Source organism: Raoultella sp. (assembly GCF_039594335.1).
GTDB lineage: Bacteria > Pseudomonadota > Gammaproteobacteria > Enterobacterales > Enterobacteriaceae > Klebsiella.
Window position 1 is genome coordinate 1 of record NZ_JBCNNS010000041.1, and the last position, 11,739, is coordinate 11,739.

At 53.3% G+C, this 11,739-nt stretch carries 15 protein-coding genes; 5 read left to right on the forward strand and 10 right to left on the reverse strand.

The features are described from left to right. Both ACZAHD_RS09585 and ACZAHD_RS09590 read right to left on the reverse strand, forming a co-directional pair. Positions 1-314: YggT family protein (locus tag ACZAHD_RS09585; protein ID WP_462456555.1), on the reverse strand; the 314-nt coding region annotated here is incomplete at its 3' end. A 17-nt stretch (positions 315-331) separates the two neighbouring features. Next, positions 332-1,036, reverse strand: coding sequence for a YggS family pyridoxal phosphate-dependent enzyme (locus tag ACZAHD_RS09590; protein ID WP_462456556.1), 705 nt, complete (start codon positions 1,034-1,036; stop codon positions 332-334). Between the two features lie 16 nt (positions 1,037-1,052). On the opposite strand from ACZAHD_RS09590, the gene ACZAHD_RS09595 reads away from it, so the two are divergent. Both ACZAHD_RS09595 and ACZAHD_RS09600 read left to right on the forward strand, forming a co-directional pair. Beyond that, the gene (locus ACZAHD_RS09595) at positions 1,053-2,033 is read left to right on the forward strand and encodes a type IV pilus twitching motility protein PilT (protein WP_462456557.1); all 981 of its coding nucleotides are present in this window, start codon (positions 1,053-1,055) and stop codon (positions 2,031-2,033) included. A gap of 335 nt (positions 2,034-2,368) precedes the next feature. Continuing rightward, a complete protein-coding gene (locus ACZAHD_RS09600; RefSeq protein WP_462456558.1) occupies positions 2,369-3,022 on the forward strand; it encodes a LuxR C-terminal-related transcriptional regulator in 654 nt (217 codons plus the stop codon). Positions 3,023-3,091: 69 nt separating this feature from the next. Here the strand turns inward: ACZAHD_RS09600 and ruvX are convergent, their stop codons facing one another. The 8 genes from ruvX to metK form a co-directional block, all read right to left on the reverse strand. Next, positions 3,092-3,508: a Holliday junction resolvase RuvX gene (gene ruvX / locus ACZAHD_RS09605; protein ID WP_462456559.1), complete on the reverse strand. Its 417-nt coding sequence runs from the start codon at positions 3,506-3,508 to the stop codon at positions 3,092-3,094. Next, entirely contained in the window at positions 3,508-4,071 is a 564-nt protein-coding gene (locus ACZAHD_RS09610; RefSeq protein ID WP_462456560.1) for a YqgE/AlgH family protein, read from the reverse strand. Before ACZAHD_RS09610 ends, ruvX begins: the two co-directional genes overlap by 1 nt. Positions 4,072-4,800: 729 nt before the next feature. Continuing rightward, positions 4,801-5,763, reverse strand: coding sequence for a glutathione synthase (gshB, locus tag ACZAHD_RS09615; protein WP_462456561.1), 963 nt, complete (start codon positions 5,761-5,763; stop codon positions 4,801-4,803). A gap of 20 nt (positions 5,764-5,783) precedes the next feature. Then, positions 5,784-6,515, reverse strand: a complete 732-nt coding sequence (gene rsmE / locus ACZAHD_RS09620; protein WP_462456562.1) for a 16S rRNA (uracil(1498)-N(3))-methyltransferase — start codon at positions 6,513-6,515, stop codon at positions 5,784-5,786. Between the two features lie 88 nt (positions 6,516-6,603). Next, positions 6,604-7,311 (reverse strand): deoxyribonuclease I, encoded by a 708-nt coding sequence (endA, locus tag ACZAHD_RS09625; RefSeq protein ID WP_462456563.1) that lies wholly within the window; start codon positions 7,309-7,311, stop codon positions 6,604-6,606. A gap of 94 nt (positions 7,312-7,405) precedes the next feature. Further along, positions 7,406-7,906: a SprT family zinc-dependent metalloprotease gene (locus ACZAHD_RS09630; RefSeq protein ID WP_462456564.1), complete on the reverse strand. Its 501-nt coding sequence runs from the start codon at positions 7,904-7,906 to the stop codon at positions 7,406-7,408. A gap of 79 nt (positions 7,907-7,985) precedes the next feature. Further along, positions 7,986-9,380, reverse strand: a complete 1,395-nt coding sequence (locus ACZAHD_RS09635; protein WP_462456565.1) for a sugar porter family MFS transporter — start codon at positions 9,378-9,380, stop codon at positions 7,986-7,988. A gap of 380 nt (positions 9,381-9,760) precedes the next feature. Next, positions 9,761-10,915, reverse strand: coding sequence for a methionine adenosyltransferase (metK, locus tag ACZAHD_RS09640; RefSeq protein WP_462456566.1), 1,155 nt, complete (start codon positions 10,913-10,915; stop codon positions 9,761-9,763). Positions 10,916-11,051: 136 nt separating this feature from the next. On the opposite strand from metK, the gene ACZAHD_RS09645 reads away from it, so the two are divergent. The 3 genes from ACZAHD_RS09645 (at position 11,052) to yqgB (ending at position 11,733) form a co-directional block, all read left to right on the forward strand. Continuing rightward, positions 11,052-11,372 (forward strand): hypothetical protein, encoded by a 321-nt coding sequence (locus tag ACZAHD_RS09645; protein ID WP_462456567.1) that lies wholly within the window; start codon positions 11,052-11,054, stop codon positions 11,370-11,372. A 9-nt stretch (positions 11,373-11,381) separates the two neighbouring features. After that, the gene (locus ACZAHD_RS09650; RefSeq protein ID WP_462456568.1) at positions 11,382-11,531 is read left to right on the forward strand and encodes a hypothetical protein; all 150 of its coding nucleotides are present in this window, start codon (positions 11,382-11,384) and stop codon (positions 11,529-11,531) included. A gap of 85 nt (positions 11,532-11,616) precedes the next feature. Further along, the gene (gene yqgB / locus ACZAHD_RS09655) at positions 11,617-11,733 is read left to right on the forward strand and encodes an acid stress response protein YqgB (protein ID WP_015585756.1); all 117 of its coding nucleotides are present in this window, start codon (positions 11,617-11,619) and stop codon (positions 11,731-11,733) included. Positions 11,734-11,739 lie beyond the last annotated feature (6 nt).

Genomic DNA, 11,739 nt, shown 5'->3' on the forward strand with positions numbered 1-11,739 from the left:
AGCAGGCCGACGGTCTTCAGCAGAATCAGCAGCGCGGAGATCCAGATAATCGGCTGGAAGGTGACCACCATAAACAGCACGATGGCTTTCACGACGCAGAGAATAAAGGCGATCAGCAGCGAGGAGCTGTCGATGGGGCCCATGGCCGGGATAATGCGTCGCAGCGGCCCAACGACAGGTTGGGTGATCTTAACGACAAACTGCGAAAACGGGTTGTAAAAATCGCAGCGTGCCCACTGCATCCAGACGCGTAGCAACATGATCATGGTGTAGAGTTCAATGACCGTTGCCAGCAGGAAAGTCAACGTCTTCATGGCGTTCCTCAGATTCCTTAATTTTTGCTGTAGTCGCGCGCACCGAAAATTGCGGTACCGATGCGCACCATCGTGCTTCCCGCCGCGATTGCGGCTTCCATATCATCCGACATGCCCAAAGACAACGTATCGACCGTAGGGTATTGCGTTTTCAATCGCGCAAATGCTACAGCCATTTGTTGGGCCACGGCAAACTGCCTTACATATTCTGACTCAGGTGCCGGAATAGCCATTAACCCGCGCAGACGCAGGTTGGGCAGGGCGGCAATATCCGCTGCCAGGGCATCCAGCGCTGGCAGCAGAATGCCAGACTTGCTCTGTTCGTCACTAATGTTTATTTGAATCAAGACATTAAGCGGCGGAAGATGCGAAGGACGCTGCTCGCTAAGCCGCATGGCGATTTTCAGACGATCGACGGTGTGGCACCAGTCAAAGTGTTCGGCCACCAGACGACTTTTGTTGGACTGCAGCGGCCCGATAAAGTGCCACTGTAGCGAACAGGCACCCGCTTCCTGGAAGTAGCGGATTTTTTCCACCCCTTCCTGGACGTAGTTTTCGCCAAATGCCACCTGGCCTGCGGCTATCGCTTCTTCAATCGCACTCGCAGGCTTAGTTTTACTCACTGCAAGCAACGTAATTTCTTCTGGAGCGCGGCCGCAGCGTGCGGCAGCGTCAGAGATTTTGTCCCGGACCTGTGCCAGGTTATGCGCAATATCGTTCATATTCCGAGGATGTGTTATGGAGCTGGAAGAAATCGTGGCCCTTAGTGTAAAGCATAATGTCTCCGATCTACACCTGTGCAATACCTCGGCAGCGCGCTGGCGTCGGCAGGGAAAGCTTGAGCCGGCGCCATTTCACACGCCGGATATCATGAAATGGCTTGATACGTGGCTCGATGAGAAACAGCGCGCGCACTGGCAGGCCAACGGACAGGTGGATTTTGCCTTAGCCCCCGTCGGCGTACCGCGCCTTCGCGCCAGCGCATTTGCTCACGCTCGGGGGATTTCGTTAGCGCTGCGCCTGTTGCCGGAAAGCTGTCCCCGAATTGAGGCGCTGCATGTTCCTGCGGCGCTGACGGAACTGCTGAATGAAGAAAGCGGTTTGATTCTGGTGACCGGGGCCACCGGCAGCGGTAAGTCGACCACCCTGGCGGCAATGGTCAATCATCTCAACCAGCAGCGTGAAGGGCATATTCTGACGCTTGAAGATCCGGTGGAGTTTGTCCATCACAGCGAGCGATGTCTGATTCAGCAACGTGAAATAGGGCGCGACTGTCCCTCTTTTTCCTCAGCGCTGCGGGTGGCGTTGCGCCAGGATCCCGATGTGATTCTGCTGGGGGAGTTGCGTGACAGCGAAACGATCCGCCTGGCGCTGACCGCTGCGGAGACCGGGCATCTGGTCATGGCCACGCTGCATACCCGAGGTGCGGCGCAGGCGATTGAGCGTCTGGTGGATGTCTTCCCCGTGCAGGAAAAAGAACAAATACGTAGCCAGCTAGCGGGAAGTTTATGTGCGGTGCTGGCACAAAAATTATTGCCGACCGCGTCAGAGGGAAGAGTTGCGCTATACGAGCTTTTGGTGAATACCCCCGCTGTGGCGAATTTGATCCGCGAGGGGAAAACTCATCAGCTACCAGGAGTCATGCAAACCGGTCAACAAGCCGGAATGCTGACTTTTACGCAAAGTTTTCAACAGCGTGTGGCTGCGGGCCTGTTATAAGCGCTGCTTTAATATTCAGTTGTTATGCCAGTGGGTTGTTATCGTAATGTTTTATTAATGTTTGTGGTTATTATAGCTGAATATAAATTATGCATAAGTGACTACGTCAAATTAATGGCCTCTGTGAAATCTCTGGTGACATTTCCCTCGCATAACAAAGAAAAAAATCTGATTATCTTTTGACACTTTTCATATGTTCGACTTATGCTGTTTATGGAAACAAGATGTTTCCTTTGGAATATCGTATTAAAATGTAAATTTATTAATTTTTTGTAATTTTAAGTTTAATTCATTTAACCACCATGATGGTGGGTGTTTGCTAAGGAGAGTTTTAAGTGATTAATTTTTCAGGTAATTTACATAATTCTTGTCAGATTGTTTTTATTACTCATCCGTCAATTCAGAGTAAGGCATTTGCCACTTACCTGACCGATACCTTGTCGGTTATGGTGACGATTCATAATATTAACAAACCGCTAACTCAGCGTCTTCCGAAAGAGTCGGTAATATTATTTGATATTGCCGTATCGAATAAAAAGCTCAACGGATTGTGGCGAGATATTATTCGGTCGTATGCGGAAAATCCACGACTGCTGATTATCAATAGCTCACAAAAATATGAGCTTTATGAAATGACTCAGTGGCCTGCGCTGTACGGCGTTTTCCGCCATGACGATGATGAATCGCGTTTAATTGAGGGCGTTAAGGCCGTACTTAATGGCGAACAGACGGCTGAATTGAGCGTGATGCACCCGGCGATGTATGCCGCGGATCATACATCGATCCCAACGGAGAGTTCGCCGCTGACCGAGCGTGAATGTGAAATTCTCAATGAATTACGCTGCGGCGCAACCAATATGGATATTGCGCGTGCGCTGTTTATCAGTGAAAACACGGTACGTACGCATCTGTACAATGTTTTCCGTAAGCTGAGCGTAAAAAACCGCACTCAGGCAGTCAGTTGGGCGAATGAACATTTACCTCACTAGGTATTAAGACAGGCGAAAACGCGATGGCGCCACTTTGCAGAAGAGGGCGCCATCATCCTGGCTGTGGGCTCAGAAGCCCTGCTCGAAGTAGCTTTCCAGGATAATTACCGCAGAGGCAGAATCAATGCTGCCTTTGTTCAGGGCGCGAAACCCGCCGTGCTCAAATAGTCCGGCACGGGCTTCTACCGTGCTTAAGCGCTCGTCGTGCAGAGTGATTTTCACCCCGAAGCGACCGTGAATTTTATTGGCGAAGTTGCGCGCGCGCGCGGTAAGCGGTTGCTCAGTTCCGTCCATATTCAGCGGCAGACCGACGATGACGGCCTCTGGTTGCCACTCTTGAAGCAGCTTTTCGATAACGTTCCAGTCCGGTTTACCGTCCTGCACTTTCAATGCAGGAAGAGGGCGGGCGGTACCAGTGATGCGTTGGCCGATCGCAACACCGATGCTTTTGGTACCGAAATCAAAAGCCAGTAATGTTCCGCTCATTATGCGTGCCCCGCTATACCGGGCATCGTCACAATATCAATACCGATCAGTTTCGCCGCCTCGCGCCAACGATCGGCAATAGGCGTTTTAAACAAAATATTCTGATCCGCCGGGGCCGTCAGCCAGGCGTTATCAAGGATTTCCTGTTCCAACTGACCCTTTTCCCAGGAGGAATAGCCCAGCGCGACCAGGACGTTAGCCGGCTGCTTGTCCGTGCCGAGCGTTTCCAGTACATCGCGGGAAGTGGTGATCACCGTATTATCGGAGATGCGAATGCTGGAGGAAAAGTCAGAAGGCGGCGAGTGCAGAATAAAACCGCGATCTTCCGCCAGCGGTCCGCCGAGCATCACCGGCTTATCCAGACGAATCTCCGGATTGCGCGGTTCAGCGATAATGTTTAACTTTTCCAGAATTCCGTCAATCTGCAAGTTTTCCAGCGGCTTATTGATGATAATACCCATGGCGCCATCGTCGTTGTATTCGCAGATATAGACCACGGAGCGGCGGAATATCGGATCCTGAAGAGCAGGCATGGCAATCAGAAAGTGATGCTGTAAATTCATTGTCAGAGGTTCTGTTCCTGGTTCAAAAAGCAGCATTCAGTATGCGGCTAAAGCAAGGCCGTGTCGATTCAACTTTATCTTTCAGGCGACAGGGGCGTTGATTTCCTCGCTCAACCCGGTCACATAGTGGACTATGCTCCCGGGTACTCGCTGTGTCATCGCCTGCCTGTAGCCTGAAATCTTTCGTTGAATCTCGCGGTGTATCTTTCAGGCGGCGGGGGCGTTGATTTCCTCGCTCAACCCGGTCACATAGAGAACTATGCTCCCGGGTACTCGCTGCGTCATCGCCTGCCTGTAGCCTGAAATCTTTCGTTGAATCTCGCGGTGTATCTTTCAGGCGACAGGGGCGTTGATTTCCTCGCTCAACCCGGTCACATAGAGGACTATGCTCCCGGGTACTCGCTGTGTCATCGCCTGCCTGTAGCCTGAAATCTTTCGTTGAATCTCGCGGTGTATCTTTCAGGCGACAGGGGCGTTGATTTCCTCGCTCAACCCGGTCACATAGAGGACTATGCTCCCGGGTACTCGCTGTGTCATCGCCTGCCTGTAGCCTGAAATCTTTCGTTGAATCTCGCGGTGTATCTTTCAGGCGACAGGGGCGTTGATTTCCTCGCTCAACCCGGTCACATAGAGGACTATGCTCCCGGGTACTCGCTGCGTCATCGCCTGCCTGTAGCCTGAAATCTTTCGCTGAATCAGAAGATCTTACAGGCTAACGATATGGTTTTTTCAGCCTGCAACATCCTGTTTTCCAAGGCGCTTCTCGATAGCGTCCATCAGCATACCGGTAATGGAGATCGGGAACGCCGCTTCAATTTCACGCACGCAGGTTGGGCTGGTGACGTTAATTTCCGTCAGACGATCGCCGATGATATCCAGACCAACGAAGATCAGCCCTTTGGCTTTCAGTGTTGGCCCGACGCGGCGCGCAATGGCCCAGTCGCTATCGCTCAGCGGACGCGCTTCACCGCGGCCACCGGCAGCAAGATTACCGCGAGTTTCCCCACCCTGTGGGATACGTGCCAGGCAATAAGGTACCGGCTCGCCGTCGACGACCAGCACGCGCTTATCGCCATCTTTGATCGCCGGCAGATAGTTCTGCGCCATGCAGTAACGGCTGCCCAGCTCGGTCAGGGTTTCCGCAATCACCGGCAGGTTCGGATCGCCCTCTTTGACGCGGAAAATCGAGGCGCCGCCCATACCGTCCAGCGGTTTGAGAATAATGTCACCGTGTTTTTCCCAGAAGGCTTTCAACTGGGCTTTATTGCGGGTCACCAGCGTTTCCGGAGTCAGATCGGCAAACCAGGCGGTAAACAGCTTTTCGTTACAGTCGCGCAGGCTTTGCGGTTTGTTGACGATCAGCGTGCCTTTATCTTCCGCACGTTCAAGAATATAGGTCGCGTAAATAAACTCGGTATCGAACGGCGGATCCTTACGCATCAGAATGACGTCGAGATCCGCCAGCGGCAGATCTTGCTCGCCGGTAAACGCGTACCACTTATCGTAATTCTGCTCTACGCTCAGCTTACGCGTACGGGCGCGAGCTTCCCCGTTGATTAAGTACAGATCGTTCATCTCCATATAATGGAGTTCATAGCCGCGCCGCTGGGCTTCCAGCAACATAGCGAAGCTGGTGTCTTTCTTGATGTTGATGGTTGCGATGGGGTCCATCACGATGCCGAGCTTGATCATTGTTATTCTCCGTTAACGCTTCAACCTAAGTCGCCAAAACGCACTTGCAGGGCGGTAATGGCAGTGAGCGCAGTTGTCTCTGTACGCAGAACGCGCGGTCCCAACAGAATATCAGTAAACTGGTAACGAGCGGTCATTGCTATCTCTTCCGCTGACAGACCGCCTTCCGGACCAATCAGCAAACGAACGCGTTCAACCGGCAACGGCAGCGTGTTGATACTGGCGCTGGCGCGCGGGTGCAGATTGAGCTTCAGGCCATTGTCCTGTTCAGCGCACCAGTCCTCCAGCTGCATCGCCGGGCGAATCTCCGGTACCACGTTGCGGCCGCTCTGCTCGCAGGCAGCGATGGCGATTTTCTGCCATTGCTGGATCTTTTTCTGCAAACGTTCGGCATCCAGTTTAACGCCGCAGCGCTCGGAAAACAGTGGCGTTATGAGGCTTACACCGAGTTCAATCGATTTCTGAATGGTGAATTCCATCTTTTCGCCGCGTGACATCACCTGGCCCAGGTGAATATGCAGAGGGGATTCGCGATCGTCTGTTTCGCTGCCGATCACGTCAACTAACACGTTTTTCTTTCCGGCTTCGGCGATCACGGCATCGAAAACCTGATTGCTGCCGTCAAAAAGCTGGATTGCCTGGCCTTTGCCCATACGTAATACGCGACCAACGTGATTGGCGGCGTCGTCAGAGAGGGCGATTTGGCTACCTACGGTAACAGGCTCCGGGTGGTGGATGCGAGGGATGCGCATGCTGGGTATTCCGTTCTTCGCGCAGGCGCCGCTTTTCCATGTCGCGGGAAAGCGGCGCCTGCAAATTAACAATTGCCGCTAGTGTAGGTTAGCTCTTTTGCGCCTGGCAAGCTCGCTGGACGTACGGATTGTGGTTGCCCTGTACTTTAGCGATGCGCTCGTCACGTTCGCACTCCCAGGCGGTGACCGGATACAACTTATCCCAGGCGGTAAAAAGCTGGGTTTGCTGGCGGGAGAGAGTCAGCTGATAAGTATCACGCATATAGAAGTAGGTGCGGGCGATAGCACCGCGGGCGCGGGCGGGCGGCTCGGCAACCTTGTCCTTAAAGTCGACCTTCATGGCACACTGGCCGTACTGGCCTTCACCGCCGTTCCACTGACCATACATAAAGTTGGCGCGGTCGCCGTTGACTTCACCCACGGCCGGCTGCAGGTTATGCATATCGCTTTCCATCTGGCGATAGACCGGATCTTTGGCGCAGTTTTTCCGTCCGCCGTCCTGCCAGCACTGGCGCTGGTGGCCAAACTGCCAGGCCGGAACGACGTGTTCCCACTCGACCCGACTGGCGCGGTTTTCATTTTTACGCACTTTATAACCGCAAGACTCCAGATCGATAACGCCTTTTTTCCCCTGCCAGTTGATTTTACAGCCGCAGTAGAAATCGCCGGGGACATCGGCATTGACCTTTACCCCGGCGGCTTTTGCCTGGGAGAAACTGTTGATTCCTTCGGCCGCGACCTGGCCGCTACAGGCGGCAGTCAGAAACGCCGCGGCAAAAACATAAATACGGGACATTGTGAACTCCGTGTCAAAACGAGCCCGCAACGTAGCGAATGCGATTGTCAGATGCAATCAGTCAGATCAGAAAATTTCCAGTTGTAGCTGATATTTACTCTTCGGCGACCAGCAGATCGCCGCAGCGAACGCAGCGGTAAGTGGCTTCACCCCGAACGACGCGGTTGTGGCGACGGACGGTGAGCTGATGCTGCTGGCACTGGCAGCGGTAGGGGAAGGTGTTCTGGCGAACGGAGTTGAGTTCGAAACGATGGGTGCGACGAGCTGCGACACCGAGCACGCTCTCCATCATCCATTTCCACTCTTTGCCATGCGGCGCCACGCGGCCGAAGTGTTTCCAGACCAGCAGATGCGCCAGTTCATGCGGGACGACTTCATCGATAAAGGCCTGCTGGTTTTCCAGCAGCAGTACCGGGTTGAGGCGTATTTCGTTTTTTTCTAGCCAGGCGGTACCGGCGGAGGTGCCGCGCTGCTGATAGACCAGGGTCGGTTCCGGGTAATGGCGGCCAAGCCTGAGATTCGCCTGGGCGAGCTTTTCCCGCAGGCTGCGCATAACGGCTTGCTGAATGGCGATGGGAATTCGGGGCGTTTTCATAGCGCCAGAGAATAGTGCGCCGTGACGAGGAGAGCAAGAGGCAGACGCTTCCTCCCGCCAGGGGAGGAAGCGTTAAAGGTCAGTCGCGAGCGCCAATTTCGCGCAGAGGGCGGCCTTTCATCAGGTTACGTTCGATGTGTTCCAGCGAAACGTTTTTGGTTTCCGGGATAAGCCACAGCGTCAGCAGAATAAACAGGACATTCAGACCACCATAGACCCAGAAGGTGTTCGCGCTGCCCAGCGAGTTCAGCATGGTCAGGAAGGTGGCGCCGACGATCATATTGGCGATCCAGTTGGTGGCTGTAGAGCAGGTGATGCCGAAATCGCGGCCTTTGAGCGGCTGAATTTCGGAGCACAGTACCCAGATCAGCGGGCCAGCGCTCATGGCGAAGCCAACGATAAACATCAGCAGCATCAGTACGGAGAAGTACTGGGCGATGGATGAGTGAATCCCGATGTGCATCATTGTGCCCAGAATGCCCATGCCGACGGCCATGACGATAAAGCCGAGGATCAGCGTTGGTTTACGTCCCCAGCGGTCAACCAGCCCGATAGCGATGAAGGTCGCCAGCACGTTGGTCAGACCGACGATGACAGTCCCCCACATCTGTTCGGTGGTGTTGGCATAACCCGCCAGTTCAAAAATCTTCGGCGCGTAATACATGATGACGTTCATCCCGGTGAACTGTTGCATCACCTGCAGCAGGATGCCGAGGAATACGGCGCGGCGGAAGTTGCTGTTTTCTTTAAACAGTTCCCAGCCAGACTGCTTGATCTTCAGGCTTTCACGAATCTCATCCAGCTCACGTTTGGCTTCGGCGCTGGTATCACGCAGCCGCATTAAAACGCGTTCCGCATCAACAAAGCGACGCTTGGCCGCAAACCAGCGCGGGCTGTCCGGCAGAAAGATAACGCCAATCACCAGCAGAATCGCCGGGATGATAATCACGCCTAGCATCCAGCGCCAGGCGCCGCTGTAGCTGAAGGCGGTGTCCGACAGATAGGCGCCGAGGATCCCGATGGTGATCATCAACTGATACATGGAGATCATGCTGCCGCGGATTTTTTCCGGCGCAATTTCCGACAGGTACAGCGGTGCGGTGTACGACGCGACGCCAACGGCCAGGCCGAGCAGCACGCGGGAGACGAGCAGCACTTCAACATTTGGGGCGGCAGCGGAGAACAGCGAACCGGCGACAAACAGGATCGCGCCGATCATCAGGCTCTTTTTCCGACCGAGGCGGAAGGAGAGCCAGCCGCTGCCGACGGCACCGACGGCGGCGCCGAACATCATGGAGCTCACTACCCATTCCTGAGTGTGGGCGCTGATCTGGAACTCGTGGGCAATAAAGGGTAAGGCACCCGCAATAACACCGATATCAAGGCCGAAAAGCAGGCCCGCCAGCGCGGCGAGGAAACAGACAAAGAACGTCATCGTCTTGTTCGAACGCCCTTGTTTTTTGTTGTCAGGCATAACGCCCTCCGATTGAGTTATTGATTCTGTCGATGCTTAGGGTAGGAGAGTCTATCGCAAAAAAACGTGATATCAATCACGGCCGTGTAATCGGTTACACTAAAGTAAAGAAACGTAATCTATTAAAATTAATTAATTTCAAATAGATAAATAATTATAGTATCACCTGAGAAAAGCGCTAAACAGATAATCCTGAAACATAATGCAACATGATGAAGAATTGTTTCATAACCTGGCATCTTAGCTGGTTTATGGCTATAGCACTTATGTAATCGCTTTCATTTCCGGTTATTGAAAAGAAAAACGCGCAGCGGGAAGGCGGAAGGAGAAAACAAAAAGGCCAGCACGAGGCTGGCCCTGGCAGGAGAAAAACGTCAGGATTATTTCAGGCCGGCAGCTTCACGCAGCAGAGCGGCTTTGTCGGTTTTTTCCCACGGGAAATGTTCGCGACCAAAGTGACCGTATGCCGCCGTCTCTCTGTAGATCGGGTGCAGCAGATCCAGCATCTGGATCAGGCCGTAAGGACGCAGGTCGAAGAATTCACGCACCAGCAGGGTCAGCTGTTCAGAAGGCACTTTTTCGGTACCGAAAGTTTCCACCATAATGGAGGTCGGTTCCGCCACGCCGATAGCGTAGGAGACCTGAATCTCACAACGGTCAGCCAGGCCAGCCGCAACAATGTTTTTCGCGACATAACGCGCGGCATAAGCTGCAGAACGGTCAACTTTAGACGGATCTTTACCGGAGAACGCGCCGCCGCCGTGACGAGCCATGCCGCCGTAGGTATCCACGATGATTTTACGGCCGGTCAGACCGCAGTCGCCCATCGGGCCGCCTATAACAAAACGACCGGTCGGGTTGATGAAGAATTTGGTCGTGCTATTCAGCCATTCAGTTGGCAGAACTGGCTTGATGATTTCTTCCATCACCGCTTCCTGCAGGGATTTCTGATCGATGTCTTCCGCGTGCTGAGTAGACAGAACCACCGCATCGATACCGACGATTTTGCCGTCGTCATACTGGAAAGTCACCTGGCTTTTCGCATCCGGACGCAGCCATGGCAGGGTGCCGTTTTTGCGTACTTCAGCCTGACGCTGCACCAGACGGTGAGCATAGGTGATTGGTGCTGGCATCAGGACGTCGGTTTCGTTGGTGGCATAGCCAAACATCAGGCCCTGGTCGCCCGCGCCTTGCTCCAGCGGATCGGCGCGGTCAACACCCTGATTGATATCCGGAGACTGTTTGCCAATGGCGCTCAGGACTGCACAGGAGTTGGCATCAAAGCCCATATCGGAATGCACGTAGCCAATTTCACGAACCGTGTTACGGGTAATCTCTTCGATATCAACCCATGCGCTGGTGGTGATTTCACCGCCGACCAGCACCATGCCAGTTTTGACATAAGTTTCACACGCGACACGCGCTTTCGGATCCTGTTCGAGAATCGCATCCAGCACGGCGTCGGAGATTTGGTCAGCAATTTTGTCTGGATGCCCTTCTGATACAGACTCGGACGTAAAGAGGTGTTTTGCCATGTTTTATTTTACCTGTGAGTATTCGTGTAGCTCATACTGTTGTGTGGATTGGCTCTGGTAGATGATTCTACCAAAACTTTCAGGTAGTGACACGAGCAGTCTGAGTGTTAATCAGTATAGACGGATTAACTTCTGGATGGCTATTTTAGGTCAATTCTTAATCCCATTTCCAGCCTTTTTTGAAGCAGGTCGCATTGATGAAAAAAAGAGGGTGGCAATTTTTCCTGCCATTCGCGGCAACGCGCCTATTTTTATTTTGCATTTTAGCCGGCTTATCGGTATAAAACGCCGCGCGCGGCTCATTAAAAAAAGCGCACGAAGCCCATCTCGTGACGCCACTTCCAGCCGGGTTAAGCAGTCTGTTTTTACAGAAATCTGCAGCGGCGTTTTAGCACCTTGCTGTGGTATGTCTAGCTTTGGCTTATCGCTGGCCCGTACCGGGGCAGTGTGGAGGTGATACCAGATAATGAACCCACGTTTTTCATCCGACTCGTCGCGTCGTTCCGTCGCGCGTCGCTATCCCACAATCTGCATCTCTTTCATGCAAATCAGCCGATGTTCTACCCGTCTCGGCGCTTCTCAGGATTCCAGGGCCGGCAGGCTATCTGAAAACTGAACAAGGGCGCTCTTGCTGTCGCAAGGGTTTTCTCGTGGTTTCTCCGGACTGTCATACTACGTTCGGGTATGTGTTTTACTATGATATGAATAAGAAACCGGTCGCGCAGTCGCAAAGCCAGCACTATCTGCTGGGGTTTAGGACTGTTCATGGGTTGTTATCGCGTCTTCGGACTGCGATAGTAGTCAATATTACAATTTGAGGTTTG

Excerpts from the sequence above, each read along its gene's own strand:
- ACZAHD_RS09590 (WP_462456556.1), bottom strand. The coding sequence starts at position 1,036 with ATGAACGATATTGCGCATAACCTGGCACAGGTCCGGGACAAAATCTCT.
- ACZAHD_RS09595 (WP_462456557.1), top strand. The coding sequence starts at position 1,053 with ATGGAGCTGGAAGAAATCGTGGCCCTTAGTGTAAAGCATAATGTCTCC.
- ruvX (WP_462456559.1), bottom strand. The coding sequence starts at position 3,508 with ATGAGCGGAACATTACTGGCTTTTGATTTCGGTACCAAAAGCATCGGT.
- ACZAHD_RS09610 (WP_462456560.1), bottom strand. The coding sequence starts at position 4,071 with ATGAATTTACAGCATCACTTTCTGATTGCCATGCCTGCTCTTCAGGAT.
- gshB (WP_462456561.1), bottom strand. The coding sequence starts at position 5,763 with ATGATCAAGCTCGGCATCGTGATGGACCCCATCGCAACCATCAACATC.
- rsmE (WP_462456562.1), bottom strand. The coding sequence starts at position 6,515 with ATGCGCATCCCTCGCATCCACCACCCGGAGCCTGTTACCGTAGGTAGC.
- endA (WP_462456563.1), bottom strand. The coding sequence starts at position 7,311 with ATGTCCCGTATTTATGTTTTTGCCGCGGCGTTTCTGACTGCCGCCTGT.
- ACZAHD_RS09630 (WP_462456564.1), bottom strand. The coding sequence starts at position 7,906 with ATGAAAACGCCCCGAATTCCCATCGCCATTCAGCAAGCCGTTATGCGC.
- ACZAHD_RS09635 (WP_462456565.1), bottom strand. The coding sequence starts at position 9,380 with ATGCCTGACAACAAAAAACAAGGGCGTTCGAACAAGACGATGACGTTC.
- metK (WP_462456566.1), bottom strand. The coding sequence starts at position 10,915 with ATGGCAAAACACCTCTTTACGTCCGAGTCTGTATCAGAAGGGCATCCA.
- ACZAHD_RS09645 (WP_462456567.1), top strand. The coding sequence starts at position 11,052 with ATGGCTATTTTAGGTCAATTCTTAATCCCATTTCCAGCCTTTTTTGAA.
- ACZAHD_RS09650 (WP_462456568.1), top strand. The coding sequence starts at position 11,382 with ATGAACCCACGTTTTTCATCCGACTCGTCGCGTCGTTCCGTCGCGCGT.
- yqgB (WP_015585756.1), top strand. The coding sequence starts at position 11,617 with ATGAATAAGAAACCGGTCGCGCAGTCGCAAAGCCAGCACTATCTGCTG.